Annotated in this window: 8 protein-coding genes; all 8 read right to left on the reverse strand. The window is 69.8% G+C overall.

Annotated features, from left to right (window positions below):
• Window positions 1-10: 10 nt before the first annotated feature.
• Genes dpdD through dpdE form a run of 8 tightly spaced genes read right to left on the reverse strand, consistent with a single transcriptional unit; the run spans window position 11 to window position 17578 of the window.
• Window positions 11-2212, reverse strand: coding sequence for a protein DpdD (gene dpdD, locus ACWEPX_RS24705; RefSeq protein WP_451899608.1), 2202 nt, complete (start codon window positions 2210-2212; stop codon window positions 11-13).
• Window positions 2209-2745: a phospholipase D-like domain-containing protein DpdK gene (dpdK, locus tag ACWEPX_RS24710; protein ID WP_451899609.1), complete on the reverse strand. Its 537-nt coding sequence runs from the start codon at window positions 2743-2745 to the stop codon at window positions 2209-2211. Before dpdK ends, dpdD begins: the two co-directional genes overlap by 4 nt.
• Window positions 2742-7163 (reverse strand): protein DpdJ, encoded by a 4422-nt coding sequence (dpdJ, locus tag ACWEPX_RS24715; RefSeq protein WP_451899610.1) that lies wholly within the window; start codon window positions 7161-7163, stop codon window positions 2742-2744. The genes dpdK and dpdJ overlap by 4 nt, the downstream gene beginning before the upstream one ends.
• The gene (locus tag ACWEPX_RS24720) at window positions 7160-7915 is read right to left on the reverse strand and encodes a hypothetical protein (RefSeq protein ID WP_451899611.1); all 756 of its coding nucleotides are present in this window, start codon (window positions 7913-7915) and stop codon (window positions 7160-7162) included. The genes dpdJ and ACWEPX_RS24720 overlap by 4 nt, the downstream gene beginning before the upstream one ends.
• A 2-nt stretch (window positions 7916-7917) precedes the next feature.
• Window positions 7918-10881 (reverse strand): AAA family ATPase, encoded by a 2964-nt coding sequence (locus ACWEPX_RS24725; protein WP_451899612.1) that lies wholly within the window; start codon window positions 10879-10881, stop codon window positions 7918-7920.
• Window positions 10878-11873 carry a hypothetical protein gene (locus tag ACWEPX_RS24730; protein ID WP_451899613.1) on the reverse strand — a complete coding sequence of 332 codons (996 nt, stop codon included), beginning with the start codon at window positions 11871-11873 and terminating at the stop codon, window positions 10878-10880. Before ACWEPX_RS24730 ends, ACWEPX_RS24725 begins: the two co-directional genes overlap by 4 nt.
• A gap of 3 nt (window positions 11874-11876) precedes the next feature.
• Window positions 11877-14318, reverse strand: a complete 2442-nt coding sequence (gene dpdF, locus ACWEPX_RS24735) for a protein DpdF (protein WP_451899614.1) — start codon at window positions 14316-14318, stop codon at window positions 11877-11879.
• Window positions 14315-17578 carry a protein DpdE gene (gene dpdE / locus ACWEPX_RS24740; protein WP_451899615.1) on the reverse strand — a complete coding sequence of 1088 codons (3264 nt, stop codon included), beginning with the start codon at window positions 17576-17578 and terminating at the stop codon, window positions 14315-14317. The genes dpdF and dpdE overlap by 4 nt, the downstream gene beginning before the upstream one ends.
• Between the last annotated feature and the right edge of the window lie 242 nt (window positions 17579-17820).

Genomic DNA, 17820 nt, shown 5'->3' on the forward strand with positions numbered 1-17820 from the left:
CGAGGGCGCATCAACCGGAGTAGAGCGCCTCCAGTCCTGAGTTGACCGCCTGGAGCAGGGATGCGGTGCCCTTGCCGCGCGCGTAGACCAGCGGCTTGCCCGCCCTGGCCGCCTTCACGGCGTCGGTGGCCGCGTGGGCGGCGGCCTTGTCGGCGATGACCACCAGGTCTGCGTTCTTCGCGGCGGACCGGAGGGGGTCCGTCGCCACCTTGGTTGCGAAGGTATCGATGCGGATGCTCCCGTATCGCTGCGCGAGGATCGACGCCGCTCGTCGAGCGGCCGGCTCCATCCGCGAGTAGATGGCGACGAACGTGCCCTGGGGCAGTCGCAGGGTCGCCGCCCCGCCCTGGGCCCCGTCGCGGTCTGCGGCGATGCCGGTGAGGTCGAGGCCGAACTCATCGGCCAGGGCGATCGCCGTGTCGAGCCATGCCGAGTCGATGCGCCGGGCGTTGTGGTGGCCGATGCGGCTGAGGGTGCGAGCGGCGAAGGCCCGCAGGCCGGTGTCGGTGTCCGGCTTGCTCGCCGCGAGCACCTCGATGGTTTCCAGGCACATCGGCAGGTCGGCGTCGGTGAGGAACGGCGACCAACCGGCGTCGAGCGCGTCGACCAGGTCGCCGTACGCCTTCGGCGACATCCCACAGTCGAGCGCGCGGGCCACGGCGTCCAGCAGTCGGGTGGCACGACGGCGGTCGCCGGACTGGTCCCCGGCGGCCCACACGTCGACGGTGAGCAGACGCAACTCCTGGATGCCAGGTATGTCCTGCGCCGCGCTGAAGAGGTCCCGCTCGATGTCCAGCAGGAGGTCGACGAGTTCGGACACGGAGTCGTCGCTGAGGTCCTGGCTGGTCGCCCGCACCGGACCGATCGCATCCAGCAACGCGCCCGGGCGCATCAAGCGGGGGATGATCTGCGAGCGGACGGTGTCGAGGGCGTGTGCCCGTTCCCGTGCCGTGGACAGCGAGAAGGCGTGCGCGACGGCCTCGCCGAAGCCGTCGGCGCTCTCCTCGATGATCCGCTTGTCACCGACGACCCGATCGGCCAACGCCCCCTCGACCGGCAGTTCGCCGAGCGCCTGCTTCCACTGCTTGAACAGGTCGATGACCTGGGGGTGGAACGTCTCCACCAGCAGGTTGACCAGGTCCGGCACCAGGTCGGCGGCAGGCGCCATTGCGGCGAGCATGTCGACCGCCGCGTCGAACCGCCGCTCGGCGACGGCGGCGCGCAGCGCGGCGGGGTCGGCCTCGACGTCCTCGGAGCGGGGCCGGTGGGGGTCGACGACGAGGAGGGATCGCAACCCCTCCCGGTCCCGGGCGTGCTCCAACCAGCCCGCGTCGAGCAACCGGGTGACGAGGTCGTTGACCGGGGCTCCGGAAGCCAACGACCAGTAGGCGTAGTACTGGGCCCCCGCTGCGGACCTGATCGCCGTGACCGACGGGACGAGGCTGCCGAACCGGCCCATCAGACCGGTGAACGCCGCCACGTCGGCCGTGGCGGGCAGCCGCGCCATCGCGAGGCGGGCCAGCGCGTCGGAGGCCAGCACCGGGCGGTCCAAGCGGACCAGGTCGGGCAGTTGCTCCAGGCGCTCCAGCTCATCCCACTGCTCGAACGCCGCGTGGAACTGCAGGCGGAGGAACAGGCGGTTCGCCCGGGATAGCCGGTGGTCCTGCTCGAGTTGCTCGATCCCCTCCCGGGCGAGGTCCTCCGCGCCGGATGCGCAGGCGTCCCAGAAGTCCCCGACGACGGCGCCCAGGGGAGGGGTCAAGCGCACCTTGCGGTGCGGGCGGGCCGCCAGCATGCGGGTCAGCCGCTGGATGCCCTCGTTCACCTCCGCCGAGGCGCTTCTGGCGCTGAAGAACCGGTACGCGCAGCCGCGCGGGCCGAGCAGGTCGAGCACCGGCCCGTCCACGGCCGTCGTGGAATCGCCGGGGAGCGGTTGGCCGTCGAACCGGATCCAGGAGCCGACGTGGGCGCGGATCAGGTCGCGGACCCAGATGCGCTGGTCCTTGTCCGGGCAGAGCGCGTACCAGTACGTCCAGCCCTGCGCCTTCATCGGCAGGAAGAACGGCGCCGGGGGTTCCCGCAGCCACGAGCGCTGCGCCAGCGCGACCACCTCCGCGGTCTCGCCTGTGCCGTCCAGCCGGCATTCGTTGGGCGTGGAGAAGAACGAAGCCAGGAAGGTGTCCCACGCCTCTGCGCGGTCGTGCTCGGTCATTCGAACAAGCTCACGAGTTCGGTCGCCACCTTGGCGACGGAGGCGCTGTCGGACGTCACGGTGATCAGCTCCCCGTTCATCGAGACGCCGCTGTAGGTCAGGTTCATCGAACCGTAAACCGCCCAGGTGTCGGCGACGAGTGCTTTCTCATGGCTGAAGAGCCGGTGGTCCCGGGGGAGCCGGTGCACCGAGAGGTTGGCCGATGTCCCGTCGAGGTCGGCGCCGCGTTCGATCCGAGTCACCAGTTCGCTCTCGCGCTCTCCCGGCCCGCACGCCAGCCGGACCACGACCCCGCGCACCAGGAGCGCGCGGAGGACCGCCGAGAAGTTGATCATTCCCGGCGGCCAGTCCGGCACCAGCGCGACGTAGGAGCCCTGCCGGTTGTCGATGGCCGGGAAGTCCGACATCCAGGGCGACACGACGAACAACCGGGTGCCCGGGTCGAGCAACTCGGAGAGGAACAGGCCCTCCAAGCACTCCGCGATGTCCCGGGCGGGTGATGCGGCCGAACGGTGGATGAGCCTCGTCGTCATTGCGGCGCCTCGTGAAGGGTCAGTGCGATGGAGTAGCGGCCGTTCTCCCGGACGACCCCGTCGACGTGGGGGTAGACCTGCAGCCAGTCGATCTCCAACGGGGTGATCATGAGGTCGCGCAGGCAGCGGGCCAACTCCGCCTGCCGCCCCGAGGAGCTGAAGATCCGCGCGCTGCCCCACGTGCGCAGCACGACGACCAGGGTTTCCCGCCAGTCATCGGTATCGATGTCCACACCGCGGGGGCCCTCCGGGAGGATGTCTCGCAGCAGCGTCCGCTCCGTAGGAGGGCTGTTGTAGGCGAACCTGTTGCTCGCGCGCAGGGTCTCCGCCCGACGTGCCGTGGCGCGGGTCCACAGGAGGCTGAGCAGGACGGATTGGGCGCGGGTCCCGCCATCGTCGGTCGAAGCAGGCGCGATGCTGCGCAGACGGGCGACGATGTCGTCGTCAACGGCGAGGAAGGCGCACACCGCCCGGTAGTCCACAGCGAATCCCGCCGCCGCGTCGATCTCGTCCCACCGCCGCAGCAGCGACCGCAGCAGTTCGTCGCTCTCGGTGCTCGAACCCGGCCGGAAGATCCGGGTCGAGAGCGCGGAGAGGTTGACGTGGCTGCGGGCGACCCCCTTCTCGACGATGCGGTTGACCAGCGCCTGCCATTCGGCGAGGCGGTCGCCGGTTTCGCCGCGGAACTGCGCGGCGGCGGCCCTGACGTCGGAGTCCTCGGCCAGCAGGTCGAGCACCCGGCGCAGCGACGGATCGACCTCCTCGGTGTCGGTCGGGTCCACCGCGGCGGCGACCAGCGCGTCGAACCGGCGGGGGTCGTCGGAGATCCGGCGGGTCAGCGCCTCGACCAGGCCGCCGCCGCCGGGCACCGCGTCGGAGAGCACGATCCGGCTGTACGGGCCTTCCTCGTAGATCGCGTCGACCAGGGCGTCGGTGTCGAGGTTGAAGTCCAGGCACACCTGCTGGGCGGCTGCCTGCCAGGCAGCGGCGACGGTCTGCAGGAAGCGGGAGCGCAGCCACGGCAACCAGGTCTCGTCGGGATCCTGGTTGAGCGCCGGGATGGCCTTCTCGACGACCTGGATGACCGCGGGGTCCTCGAGCGCGGCGAGCACCAGGTCCCGCAGCGGGGCCTCCTCCACGTCCGTGTACGTCGTGGCGAGCAGGACGCCGTCGATCACCTCCTCGGCGAGTTCGTGCCACCGCATCGGCGGCAACCCGACGAGCTGCGCGGGTCGTTCGCCGCGCAGCACCGCCGCCGTGGCGATCGAGATGACCACCTCGGTGGCCCACCCCGCGGTGAACGGGTTGAACCCCGCCGCCTCGATGCCCTCCTTGGCCAAAGCCGCGAACCGGTCGGTCCGCAGTTGGCGGAGGCGGTGCGGGTCGACCTTCAGGTCGAACTCCTCGATGGACTGCGGCATGGTGACCGTGACGACGAGGGCGTCGACCGTGTTGGCGAACCCGACAGCCGCAGGCTCGCCGTTGCGCTGGAACGTGTACGCCCGGCGGTCGCGCCCGGTCCGGGTGACGATCTCCGCCACCCCGTCCAGCGCGTAGCGCCAGGTGCGCAGCGGGCCGCGATCGACGTTGAGGAACGCCTGGACGTCGTTGACCAGGTCGCCGAGCGGGCTGTTCCGCGGCCGGGCGACGGGCGTTCCCTTCGCTCCCGCTTCCACCAGATAACGCCAGCGAAGCCGCCCGTTCGAGGTCGGTCGGATCTCCGGCGGCGGCACGCTCGGCTTGATGCGAACAGGGCGGACGACGGGGATGGGACCGCTGGGCGAGGACACGTGGGCGACGATCTCCCCGCCGGGTGCGAGGCCCTCGTCGAGGTCCACGACCCCGGATTGCGGCACCTCGACCCAGAGCCCCCGCACCTTGCGCACCGCCCAGCGGAGGGTGACCTTGCCCGGGGTCAGCTCGTTGATCCCCATCCCCACCGGGATCGAGGTCTCCGCCGCCGGGTCGTAGTCCTCCGGTGGGTCGACTTCGACCTCGGGCAGTTCGAGATCGCTGAAGAGCGTCGGCGGGATGTACTCGGGAAGCGGTTGCCGCGCGACGACGTCGGTCTTCCGCACGACAGCGTTGGCGGGCACCGTCGCCCACTCGCTGCGCAACCGCCGATAAGCGGTGGGGACGACCTCGAGGAGGAGCGAACGGGGATGCTCCCAGCACACCGAGTCGATCTCATCGGCGTCCAGGCCCAAACTCGTCCGGACGAACGCGATCAGCCGCGCTTGGGCTGGTCCGCCGTCGAGCACCTCCCTGAGCAGGTCGAGGCACGCCTGGGCCTCTCCCCGGCCGCCCGGCTTGGCCATTACCTGCCGGGGGCTCCAGCGCCCGCTTCCGGTTGCGCCCAGCAACTCGACCGAAAGCCACTCGATCAAGCACATCGCGGCCTGCATCTTGCGCACCGCTTGATTGCCGAGCGGCAGGCTCTTCGCCGGAACGGACGGGTCGAGGATCGTTTCGTAGGACTGGAAGGCCACCCGGTCCCGGCCGTAGTCGGACAGCACGACCACGGTCCACGGTCGTTGGCTCTGCAACCGGCCTGCCCGACCACGTCGTTGCAAGAACTGCGCGACATCCCGCGGTGCCTTGTGCTGCAGGACCGCGCCGACCTTCGGGTCGTCGTACCCGACCTCGAGCGAGGAGGTGGCGACCACGATGTCGGCGTCGGCGTCGACCCCGCTGTCCTGCGAGGAGGTCCGGGAGACGTCGAGGGAGCGGGCGTCGAATCCGAGCCGTTCGACGAGCCACCAGTGCTGCCCGTCCCGGTCCCACTCCTTGTGGTCGGTGATGGGGGGAAGGAGTTCCTCGACTTTGTCGGCTCTGCGGAGGTTGGCCAGGGCGGTGAGCTTGGGATCGATGTCGCCGAAGGGGTCGCGGCCCTCAGCGCTGAGGAGTTGGCGGTAGAGCCGGTTGACCAGGTCGAGGTTCTCGAGGAAGGCGAAGACCTTCGTCCCGTAGGGCTTGCGCAGGTCGGCGCCCTTCTCCTCCAGCACCCGCCGGAGGAGCATGAGGCTCTGGATGGTCGTGGACAGCAGGGCTGACTGCGATGCCGGATCACCGCGCAGCAGCAGCTGGTACTCGCTGCCCTGCGGCCGCAGATCCTCCGCAGCCGGGCGGATGTCGGCCACCGCGTCGGCCGGGAGCCCGCAGAGGTCGGCGAAGAAGGTCTTCGCATTGGCCAAGGTCGCGCTCAGGCCCACCCAGGTGACCGGCCGCCCGATCAGGTGCCGCCAGCGGCGCAGCAGATAGGCCACCTGAGCCCCGCTCGTGCCCGCGTAGGTGTGGATCTCATCCAGCAGCACCAGGCCCGGGGCCCGGCTGGCGTTCCCCACGCCGAACACGTGCCGCGACCAGCCGTCGCTCATCTGCTGGTTCAGCATCTCGGTCGTGGTGAACAGGATGTCGGGCGGCTGCTTCTGCATGCCGACGCGGGTCAGCACCAGTTCGTCGGCGGTGACCTTGTCACGGCACCGGACGCACTGCAGTTCGCCCCACTTGTCCGTGGCGAAGTCGCGGGGGCGGATCCAGGCGAGGGAACCACCGCAGGTGGCGCCGTCCTCGACCACGTCCGGCGATGGGCACTTCAGGAACGGGCAGATCCAGCGCCGGTTCGAGAACCGCCAGCCGGACCGGCGGTCGGGGTCGCCCGCGGCGTTGAACGGCGTCGGACCGAAGTAGGCCCCGACCTTGAGCGCGCGGCCGCCCGCGGCGCGCAGGGCGCGGATCTCGGTGATCGCTGTGGTGAACTGGTCCTTCAGCAGTTCGTTCCGCGGGTAGATCGCCACGACCGGGGGAGCCCCGGCGCCCGCCGCCGAGAGTTGGGCGAGCGCGGGGAGGTAGAAGGCGAGGGTCTTGCCGCTGCCCGTCCCCGCGCTGACGACCACCCCGCGATCCCGTCCGGACTGGCTGGCCGCGACGACGGCGGCAGTGGCGTCGAGTTGGAACCGGGACAGCTTCCGCCCGGACAGCAGCCGATCGACCTCCTGGATGACCGGGGCGGGAACCGCCATCGCGCTGAGCCGGTCGACGCAGTCCGCAGCCGGGATGTCGCGGACGGAGAAGGTCCGCGGCCTCCGGAGGAAGCGGAGGTCCGACACCAGGCGGCTGCCGGTCTGCCAGGGGCGGTTCGGGAAGAGTTGGCGGAGGCGGCTGAAGAGCCGCACCGTCTCCGACATCCTGGTGCGGTACCGGTTGGGCCACTCGCGCGGCAACTCGACGAGCAGCCGTTCTGCCTTGAGGTGCTCCACGCACGCCTCGACGTCCCCATCCCAGCGCTGCCGGAGGAAGTCGAGGAGTTCGTCCTCGGACCAGGATTCGTCGAGCAGGCCCCATGCCAGCCGCTTGGCCTCGTGCTCCTCGATCAGGTCGAGCGCGTGCAGGGCAGCGGTGCGGGTGCTATCAGTCACGGTCGGATGACAACCTTCAAGCTGGAGGAGTTTTCCGGATTCGCGAGCCACTGCTGCACCCGAGGGGTGATCAGGTCCCAGGGCGCCCCGGCCTCGCTGGCCGCGCGCCGGATGAACTCCCTGATCTCGGGGTGGTGGTTCGCCAGTTCCTCGGCCAGTCGCGGGTGGTCCCGCCGCCACCGTTCGACGTCGGCGAGGATTTCGTCGTACTGGGCGGGCAGGCTGGCGATCTCGTTCGGCACGACCTTCCGGGTCAGCCTCCGCTGCACCGACTTCAACCCGACGACCAGCGACTCGCTCACCCCGGGGTACGACGCGATCGTCGCCTCGATCCCCTCCGGCAGCAGTTCCACCCGCTTCTGGTCAACCGCGGCAGCCAGTTGCCGGGAGATCCGGGCAGCCGTGCTCTCGGCGGTCGATAGTGCCTCGTCTGCCGGTTTGGAACTGATCCGCCGGGAGATGTCCTTCGAGTTCTGCCCGACGACGCCCGTGGCGACGGTTCGGAGGTTCCGCTTGGCAGCGGCGACCTTGCTCACCTCAGCTTCCGGAAGAGGAGCCAGGCTGATTCCTCGATCGAGGAGGGCTTGCTTGACGCCCACGGCGGCGATCAGCGCCTCGCGCGCCGTTCGCGCCCTCATCTTGGACCGCTCGACGTCGCTGCGCACCTGAGCGTCGGCTTGCTGCTCGGCGAGTTGGGCCAAGCGGTTCCGGAGCGCGTCGGCACGTGCGTTGAGTGATCTGGCGGTCGGCACGCTCAGCCCTCCCTGGTGACGATCTGGTCCAAGGCGTCGGCGAGCCCGCGGAACTCGGTCACCAACCCGTCGACATCGGCGGCCTCCGCCTGGTGGCCATGCGCCGCGGTTGCCGATTCCAAGCCGCTGAGCAACCTGTCCGCCTCTTCGGCATACGCGAGGAGGGGCTGCAGGTCCGGCGTCGGATCCGCGATCACGTCCCAGAGTTCCCCTCTGCCTGCCGACCTGTGGATGGTGGCGCGCAGCTTCCGGTACAGCGCCACCACCGAGGGAGTGATCTTAACCGCCAACGATTCGTATCGTTCGTAGGAGTCGCGACTCGGCAACCGCCCTGCCGCTCTGCACTGCTCGAGCAGTTGCCCGACGGACTTCATGGCCGTCGGCAGATCCTCATCCGGATCGATGAGGCCATCGATCCGCGCCATCAACCGTCCGATCTCGGTCCAGACCCTGGTCGCGGCCTGGTCCAACCTGCTCTGGAGGCTGCGCAGCGACTCATCCGCGGTCGAGTCGGAGTACGCGGTGAAGGAACGTGTTGCGAGGGTGGCTCGGATCGCCTTGTGCAACGGGCCGATGTCGAAGATGGAAAGGCTGCCGGTTCCCTTGGCCGCGGTCGCGTGGTCGCGGATCGTCAGGAGGGCCTGTTCCCGCGCCCCCGCGCTCGCCCGCAGGAAGGACTGGGCGGCCTGCGCGGCGCCCGCGACGGGCGGTTCGCCGAACAGCGCGGGAAGCGCCTCCCGCACGGTGGCCCCCGGGGTGGGCATGGCATTCCGGAAGATCGTCAGCAACGACGCGGCCCTGGTGAGGTCTGCGGTGTCGGCCACCCGTCCCGCCTCGACGATCCGATCCGCGTACCTGGAGATCTTGCTACGGATGGCGAAGTACCAGGCGCCTTGGTCGACGACGTCCAGCGGACGCCCTTCGGCCGCGGCGTTGATGCCGCGCAGGATCAGTGCGTTCTCGTCCGTGACGGCGATGGAGAACGGGATCTTCGGTGTGATCGCCGAGTTCCCTTGGGCCTTGTCGATCACCACGTCCGTCGTGCGCATCAGGTGGCTGCCGATACGCCAGGTCGGGAACTTGCCGCCCTTCTTCCGCACCGTTACGCCGTACGGGCCCTCGTTGATGTAGGACGCCACGGTCTCGCAGATCCACACGCGGAGGGGGTGGGCTGTCCCGGCGTTCATGGTTTCGCCGGACGCCCACAACTCGAACGCATCGGCCTTCGGGCCGCGCACCTCGACGGGTTTGGCTGGAGTGGATGCGGGCGTGACGGTTGCGACTTCGGGCGTCGCTTCCCCGTCGACCTCGAGGTCGCTCACGGTCACGCCGAAGTACTCGGCGACCCGCCGGGCCGCGGGATCGAGCTCCGGGGGGGTGGCGGAGTAGAACGCTCGTACGCTCAGCTCCGCAGGGGCGTGCTGATGGTTCTGCTTGCGGACCGCGTTGCGCACCTCGACAGGGACGTTGATGCGCCTTCCGTCCAACACCTTGGCGAAGGCGTCGGATGGGAAGGTGCCCCGTTCGGGGAGCTCCTCCTGCGCAACTTCCAAGGGGGCGCGGATGACGTGCCGGAGGATGTTGCGCGGGTGGAAGTCACGCGGGTTGGCCAGCCGGATGAGGCGGTCCAGAGCAGGGGCGTTGAACGGGTACAACCCGTGGCCATTGGATGTGCTGCCAAAGGTGTCGTGGCACGGTTGGCGATCCGGGCAACGGAGGCAGGCGTTGGGCACTCGGTGCTCGGTGCCGTCCGAGCGCGCCCCTGCGACGAGTTCTTCAACGGACAACCGACCGACGTTGAGGTACCGCCCCACCATGTCACGCAGGTCGGATGCCTCGATCTGAGGCAGCTCGAAATTGATGCTGAAGTGCAGGCCGCGGTCGGCGAAGGTGTCGACCGACGTCAGGTAACCGTCGGTCACCGCGATCACCGCGCGGAGCTTGCACAGTTCGGAGTTGGCCGGGATCGTCAGCGCCTGCGCCAGCTGCTTGTCGATGCCGTGGAGGAGGACGAGGTCCTCGACGAAGAGGCAGAGCTCCTGCCCGCGGGCGGCGATCTCACGGCGCACGTCCTCGAACACCTCGAGCAGGTCGGTGCTGGGGCCGGTGAACACCTCCGCCTTCGCCCGTTCGAGGTAGCTGTTGCACAGGGCCGCGATCTCGGTGCGCAACTGGCTGTTGCCGAGCCTGCGGACCAGCCGCATGATGCCGGGTCCCGCCTCCTCGAAGAGCGCGACGTCCACCCGGAAGTCGTCCTCGGTGAGGTGCAGGTCTGCTTCGTCCACATCGGTGTCCCCGGAGGCGCCCCTGGCCAGCCGGACCATCCGGTGGATCGGCCCATTCTCCGCGCTGAGCACGGCCCGGAACGTGAAGTCGCCGAGCAGTCGGTGCGCGACCTGGCGGAGGTTGGCGATCTCAGCGGCGGTGGCCTGCGGCAGGGTCCTCAGCTCGGTTGCCTGGTCGAAGGTCACCAGGTGGTCCAAGCGGGAGAGGAGCGCGTGCATGGCCTCCTCGTCGCTGGTGATGGCGGTGCCCGCCTTCGCCAACTCGTCGCGCAGGTGGGCGGAGCGGGGCGTGTCGATGCCGTCGAGGATGCGTTCGATGACCCGGCGGAGATCGGTGTTGCGCTTCTCGATGTAGACGACGTTCCAGGTCGGTCGGCTGCCGATCCGCGAGTGCAGCCAGCGGACCAGATGGCTCTTGCCGGTGCCCTTCTGCCCGGTGATGAAGAGCAGGAGCGGCTCGTTCGACCGGATCGGCCTGGTCAGCTCCCGCAGCACGTCGAGTTCGTGCGCGGTCGAGTCCGAGCCGCCTGCGACACCGCGGGTCTGCTTGATCGGCAGCGGTTGGTGGATTGCGGCGAAGGTGGCGTCGGCCGCCACGTCGCCCACCTCCAAGCCACCGACATCCACCTGCGTCGCGTTCGCGATCACGTCGGGATACCAGCAGACGCGGTTGCCGGTCATGCGACACCTCCATCGCGTGCGCCCTGGGTGAACTCGATCGTGGTGATGGGGACGTCGGCCGAGCGGTCCGAGCGCAGGCGCAGCACCCGGACGTCGGTGTCGCTTTGCTTGTCGAACTTGACGGTCCCGTCCGCCTCCATCTGCCGCAGCGTCATCGACATCGCCGGGGAGAGCACCTCGGTCGACCCCGAGCGCTCCGGCGCGAAGCGCGTCTGCAGCACGCCGCCGTCGAGCAGGGGGACCGCCGCGGCGCATCGGGCGACGAACTCGGCGGCGGCGTAGGTCCCGCTGGGGCAGTGCGCCAGCCGGTGGGCGAGCGCGTCGCTGGCGTCCGCCACCACGCCGTTGTCGGCGACGAGCTTGACCAGCCCCAAGTACGAGGCCCAGCGCCGGAAAGGAAGCCAACGTTCCTTGTTCCCCAAGGGCCAGCGGTCTTTCGGGCCGCACCGCTCGTCCTGGAACGGCAGGAACGCCCGGCCCTTCGTCCCGGACTCGAACCGATCGAAGGGCGTCAAGGGGTTGTCGGCTGTGTACAGCAGTTCCAGCGTGCGTGCCAAGTCCATCACACCGTCGCTCCTACCTGCAGGCACTTCGGGTTGCAGCGACGCGATGAAGCAGTCCAGCAGGAAGTTGCGGAACGAACGCGCTGTCACGTCCTCCGGGCGCGCCCAGCGCTGCGCTGCCTCCCGGGCCAGCTTGACCCGCTTTCCGTCGAGGTCCACCACGACCCCGAGCGTCCGCAGGCCGTCGAGCGAGTTCGTCGCGATGATCAAGCCACCGGTCGACGCGCCGCCCCGCTGCTCCGGCCTACCGCCGTCGTCCTCGATGGCGATGTCCGCTTCCAGGTTCTTCATCGCCTCGGCAAGCCCCGGTGGAGCGACGAGTGCGAGGAGTTCGTCCCGGTCCGCCTCGTGGCCCTTCAGCGCCAGCAGCGCTCGAACGAGGAACCGCATCGCCTCCGGCAGGATGTCCGGTGACATGAGCAGTGCCATCTACTACAACCTCCGCAACAGTCGGTCGACGCGGTATCCGGGGCCCCACACCTCGCGGAGCAGTTCGCGATCGTCGAACGGACTGGGCTGATCAGCAGTCGTCAGCACGACGGTCAGCGGCCCGCGCGCCAGCCGGTCGAGCAGCAGGGCGGTGCGAGCCGGGTCCAGGTCGTCACCCTGGATCCGGACCAGGGTGGGGACGTGCAAGGCGTCTTCGTCGTCCAGCCTGTCCACCGCGCGGTCCGCCCACCACAGTTGGTCGGCTTTGGGCTCGGGGGACCACGCGCGGGGGGAGATCAGGCTGACGACGCCGTGGGCGATCAGCCTCCTGACCACTTCCCGTTCCGCGTCCGGCTGGGGTTCGTCCGTCCAGACGCAGAGCTTGCCGGTGGGCGCGAGGTGGCGCAGCGCCGCTTTCGGCTGGCTCGTGAGAAACCCGCTGAACATCGGCTTCACGGCCCATCCGGCCGTGTGGGGCTTCTTGGCGTGCTTGCGGCAGGCCGGGCATCCCCCGCACTGGCGCACGGCCGCGATCTCGCCGTCCTCGGTCCGCAGGTTGTAGTGCTTGGCCAGCAGGGTGTTGACGCATGTGTCATCGCCTGCGGTGAGGATGGACGTGGCGGAGTTGAGCGCCGCGGCGCTGGCGGCGGTGCTCGATCTCCGGCCAGCGACGAACTTCTCCCGGAAGGCGGGCTCCTCGGCGAAGTCGTAGCCGACGACTTCGACCGCCATCGAGTTCCGGTGCCTGTCGAAGATCTCCTGGACGTCCTGCTCGGTGGCCTCGGCCGGGATGTCCGGGCGTTCTGCCCAATGCAACCTGATCATCCCGGCGCGGTCCATCGCGCTCAAGGTCTGCAGGTTCCAATACCGGTTGCCGTCGCTCCACGGGTACCGCACGTCGTCGGTTCCCGCGGTGAGGTCGACGGTGGTGATCCTTCCGCGGCTGCTGCTCACCTGCATGCTCTGCCAGCGCTTCCACGCCTTCTCCGGCCCGATCAGCCGCGCTCGGGAGAGGTCGTCAGCGACTTCGACGTCGGCGTCCGTCCACAACGCAACCGCGGTGGAAGCGTTTCCGTCCCGGCCTCCCCGGCCCACCTCCTGGTACAGCCGATCGACCGATTCGGGGACGCACAGGTGGATGACCCCTCGGACATCGGGGATGTCGATCCCCAGGCCGAAGGCCGAGGTCGCGACGACGATGTCGATGTCCTCGCTCGCGTCGCCGTCGAGGGCCATGCCTCGCACCACCCGGCTGCGCTGCTGGGTATCGGCGCTGCCCGTGACGCCTTCGACCGCGCGCATCCCCGCGTCCCGCAGCCACGAGACCGCGTCGGAGACCGTCGTCGATCGGCTGGAGGTGTGCAGGGTCGTGTAGACGATGAGCGGCCGGGGGAGGTGCCTGCAGACCTCCAGGAACCGCTCGCGCTTCTCCGCCTCCGACTCGCACTTGCGCATCCACCAAGCGGGTTCGGGCCGGGTCACCTGCGCCGACACCAGCAGGTCGCGTTCCCCGGGGAAGAGCCTGCGCAGGGTCTCGAGCCCGTAGTCGTCCAAGGTGGCGGTCAGCATCGCCGTGACCGGTCGCCGGTCGACCGGCGACTTGTCCACCAGGTGCCGCCGCAGCCCGGCCAGCTGGTGGAAGGCGGGGCGGAAGTCGTCTCCCCATTCGGCGATGATGTGCGCTTCATCGATGGCCAGCAGGTCGAGGCGCCCGTTGCGCGCGGCCTCCAGGAGCGGAGCGGACAGGCCGACGCAGGCGGCCTCGGGTGAGGAGATGACCAGCCACTGCGACCCGTCCTTCACGCGGCCCGCGATCTCGGACTTGGTGTCCGCAGGCAGGCCACCGTGGTAGGCGAACCGGGTCGGCTCGGCGGTGAGCTCGCGGACGCGCCGCTCCAGGTCCAACGCCAACGCGACGGTCGGCACGATGAGGCAGGACTGCCGGGGCCGGTTGCCGATCGCCCGGGTCAGCACCGCGTCGGTCTTCCCGGACCCGGTCGGCAAGACGCAGATGACCGAATCTCCCGGCTGGGCCGCGCTGACGGCGCGGACCGCGGCCTTCTGGCCTGGGCTCAGGTACTGGTCCCGTCGAATTGCGCGCGTGTAGAAGGTGTCCGCGGGCACCCGCCAGTCCGGCCGCCGGGGCCTGCGCTGCGCGCTCGCCTCATCGGGCGCCCGGCCGTGGTGGTCCAGCCAAGCGGGGAGCCAGGGAGCCGCCTTCCAGCCGCGGCCGCCGACCTCGACGAAGCCGTGCGATCGCCATCGGCTGTCCGGGATGTCCGCCAGCTCCGCGGCGTCGGCGGAGATGGTGCCGTACCCGCGTGCGACCAGGGCGGACCGGATCAAGGGGAGCAGTTCGACGTCCCTGGGCCTGCCCGGGGTGGAGAGCCTGCGGGCGAGGCGGGGATGGTGCTCGAGGAGTTCGGCGAGGGCGATTCCGGTCATCGGTCGGGCGTCCGGGTGATGAAGACCGCTCCGCAGCTCTCCAGTGTGAACAGCGGGTCGGCCAACGCCCGGTCCACGGCATCGGCCACCTGCTGGTCCGCACTGCCCGCCGGCGGTTCCGCCGAGCGAGCCCTGAGGATGGCGTCCTCCCTCGCGCGGGTGGTCGCCGCGCGCCGCCGCGCGTCGGCGAGCCTGCGCACGATCCCGGGCATCCGGCGCAACTCGGCGAGCGCGTCGGCGTAGGCCGTCTCGCAGGTGAGCTTCCAGTCGTAGGGGGCGGTGAGCTCGTGGAACCGCTCGGGCCTGCTGCCCAGGTTGGTCCCCGCCGTGTGTTCGAGCTTCTGGGCCAGTCGCGGATCGCAGCGGCCGCGGCCCGGCTGCCACCAGATCCGCTCGATGGTGCTGGGGAGCAGGGCGGCGGTCCTGGCGTGGACTGCGCGCCGGTGGGCGGCGCTTTCGGCGGTGTCCCCGGCGGCCAGGCTGTTCGGACCGACTGCGATGTCGAAGCAGAAGAAGATCAGCGGCTGGGTGTCCGGGCCGCCTGCCGAAGTCGGCACCTCCACCGCGAAGGCACGTCCCCGGTCGTCCTGCTCCGCGAGCCGGGCGAAGGCGTCGACCAGGGGCTCGCCCCACCGGAGGAACCCGGCCCCTTCGATGGCGGTGAGCCGGTCGGCGGTGTACTTCGCCTCGAAGGTCCGTTCGGCGATCTGCCCGATCGCCCGGTCGGTCAGCAGCGGCGGGTTCTTCCGGTCCACCCGGAAGTGCAGCAGGCCGTCGTCGTCGAAGCTCGCCTTGATCCGCAGGACATCGCCCAGGTACTCGCGAATCGCGGTCTCGAACTCGGGCGCTTTCGCATCGACCTCGCTCAACCGGTCGGCCAGTTCCTCGTCCTCGACGCGGTCCTCGATGCTGTCGAGCAGGTCCTGGCCCGCGATGCGCCGCCGGTGCTGGTCCAGGGTCGCCGCGCGGGCCGACACCCGCTCGCCTGCGCCCGCCAGGGTGCTGGTGAGCGCCATCTCGAAGAACTCCGCCTCCACGTCCGACAGCACGTACTGCAACGTCGAGGTGGAGGAGGTGAAGGCCCCGAAGACGTTGTCGAGGACCCTGGTCCAGGCGCTCAGTTGGTGGTCGACGTCGGGGTCGGCCTCGGCGAACACCACGGATCGGACCGGGTGCTTCTCCTCGCTCCACCGGTCGAACCGGCCGAGGCGCTGCTCGATGCGCGAGGTCGTCGTGGGCAGGTCGAGGTGGAGGACCTCCACGATGAACTGCAGGTTCGTGCCCTCTTCCGCGGAGCGGTCGACGACGAGGAACGACTTCTCCGGGTTCCGGGCGAACTCCGCGGTCTGCTTGGTCCGCTCGGCGTCGTCCTGGGTCTCCAGGAGGGCGGACACCCGGTGCGCGCCGAGTTCGTGGACCAACCGGCGGGTGGCGGCCGCGGCCGTGTTCGGGTGGCTGCAGGCGATGGCGAACTTGCCCCGTCCGACGTGCTTGCGCGCCCAGGTGGTCATGGCCTTGAACCGGTCGACGGCGACGTCCGCGGCGAGCAACCGCTCCAGCTTGGCCGCCAGTTCCTCGGCCAAACCCGCCGTGCGCAGCTCGTGGACCGCCGCCTCCTCGTCAGGCGACAGGTCGTGCAGGGTCGCTCCCGCCAACGCCGCGGAGAGATCCTCGAGCGCGGGGATGGGGGCGAGGATGCGCCCGAGGACCACCTGGAGCACCCGACCCGCTCGTGGGTGGGCAGCCAGTTCGAGTTGGAGGCGCAGGTCTTCGAACACCTCCAGCAACTCGGCGCGCCGGGGGTCGGGATCGGTGATGCGCCAGTCCTCCGCATGGGTCCGCCCGCGGGCGGGGAAGTACTTCTTGAGCACCGCGGACCGCCGGTTGCGGATCATCCTGCGGTGCAGGCGGTACATCTCCGCGACATGGAGCTTGACGCGGTCCAGTTCACCTCTGGCCCGGTCCTCCTGGTTGGCCGAGATCGCCGTCAGCGCCCTGTCGACGGCGGCTCGCACCACCTGGTCGTCGGGCAGGAGGTCGGCGATCTGCTCCAAGGGGTCCACGAGGTAGCGCACCGGGGTGTCCTCGTCGCCGTCGAGTTCGGCCATCACCTCGGCGAGTTCGTCGCGCATCTCCACCCGCCTGCGGAAGGCGGCGATGTCGGAGAGCGAGTAGTTGGCGGGGTCGAGGAGGTGGAGCAGCCCGAGGAAGCCGATTTCGTTGCTGCGGACCGGCGTGGCGCTCAGCAGGAGGAGCGCTTTGGATTGGTGGGCGATGGCGCACAGGGCCGCGTAGCGCTCGTCCCGCTCGCCTGAGGCGCTGTGCTTGACGGCGTCGGTGAGCCGGTGCGCCTCGTCGACGATCGTCAGCAGCCTCGGCGCGGGCTTGATGCGGTCGACCACCGAATGCCCCGCGATGCGGACCCGTCGCGGGAACTGCTGGATGCGGAATTTCTGCCGCAGTTCCGATTTCCACTGCCCGATCATCTTGTCCGGCACGATGATCAGGGCTTCGCCAGGGCTGTCCAGGAGGAGTTGGCGCAGGACCATGCCTGCTTCGATGGTCTTGCCCAGTCCGACCTCATCGGCCAGCAGGTAGCGCGGGACGGGATCGGACAGCACCCGCCTCGCGGCGCCGATCTGGTGGTCGTGGATCTCCACCGCCGACGAGAGCAGGCCGCCCAGGTTGCGCGAGTGGCTGCGCTGCTGCTTGACGCGGTTGACCAGGGCGGTGCGCCGCTGGTGGAAGTACCGGGTCTCGACCGTTCCCGCCACCAGGAGCGCGATCGGGTCGGAGATGGGCTTCGACCACCGGACCCGCAGTTCCGCCGAGGGGACGACGGTCGTGTACCCATTCGGGAAGTGGACGTGGTAGGCGCTCGCCGCGACGTCCTGCGGCGAATCGATCCGGCCCACCAGCCAACGCTGGCCGTTGAACCACCACACGCGCTCCTGGGACGAAAGCGTGCCCGGCTGACACGTCCGCCCGAGGAGCGGGAACTCGACCTCAGGTGTGACCGGCGAATCGAAGAACCTGATGACTCCCCTGCCGGTGTCGACGCGCCCCCATCCGAGTTCGGAGTCCCACGCGAATGGCGCGTCGTCGGTATCCGGCCCGACCAGGTCGTCCAGCGACAGGAGGCAGTGCTGGTCCAGGTCTTCCTGCGGCCATGAAATCTGCTCACCTCCAGTCGGCGCGAAGCCCGTGGCAGTGCCGCTCCGGCCGCGTCGGTCGGTCATGTTCCCCGCCTTCCATGCCATCGGTCCGTCGGCGCACCCCCTCCGGTTGTTACATGAGGGGACCGACAGATCGGCCCCACGGCCTTGTCCGACGGTCGACGCAGTGCCTCACGTTCACTCGATCAAGCGATCTTAACGACCGTGATTCACCGTTCCGTGCCGGGGTCGCGGTTAACGCCGAGTTGTCCTTGACGGTTGTGATCGCGCTGCGCGGGATGCCGACAGGACAAATTCTGGACAGAAACTGGACATGGCTGGGCTCG

This window comes from Actinokineospora sp. NPDC004072, from assembly GCF_053604195.1.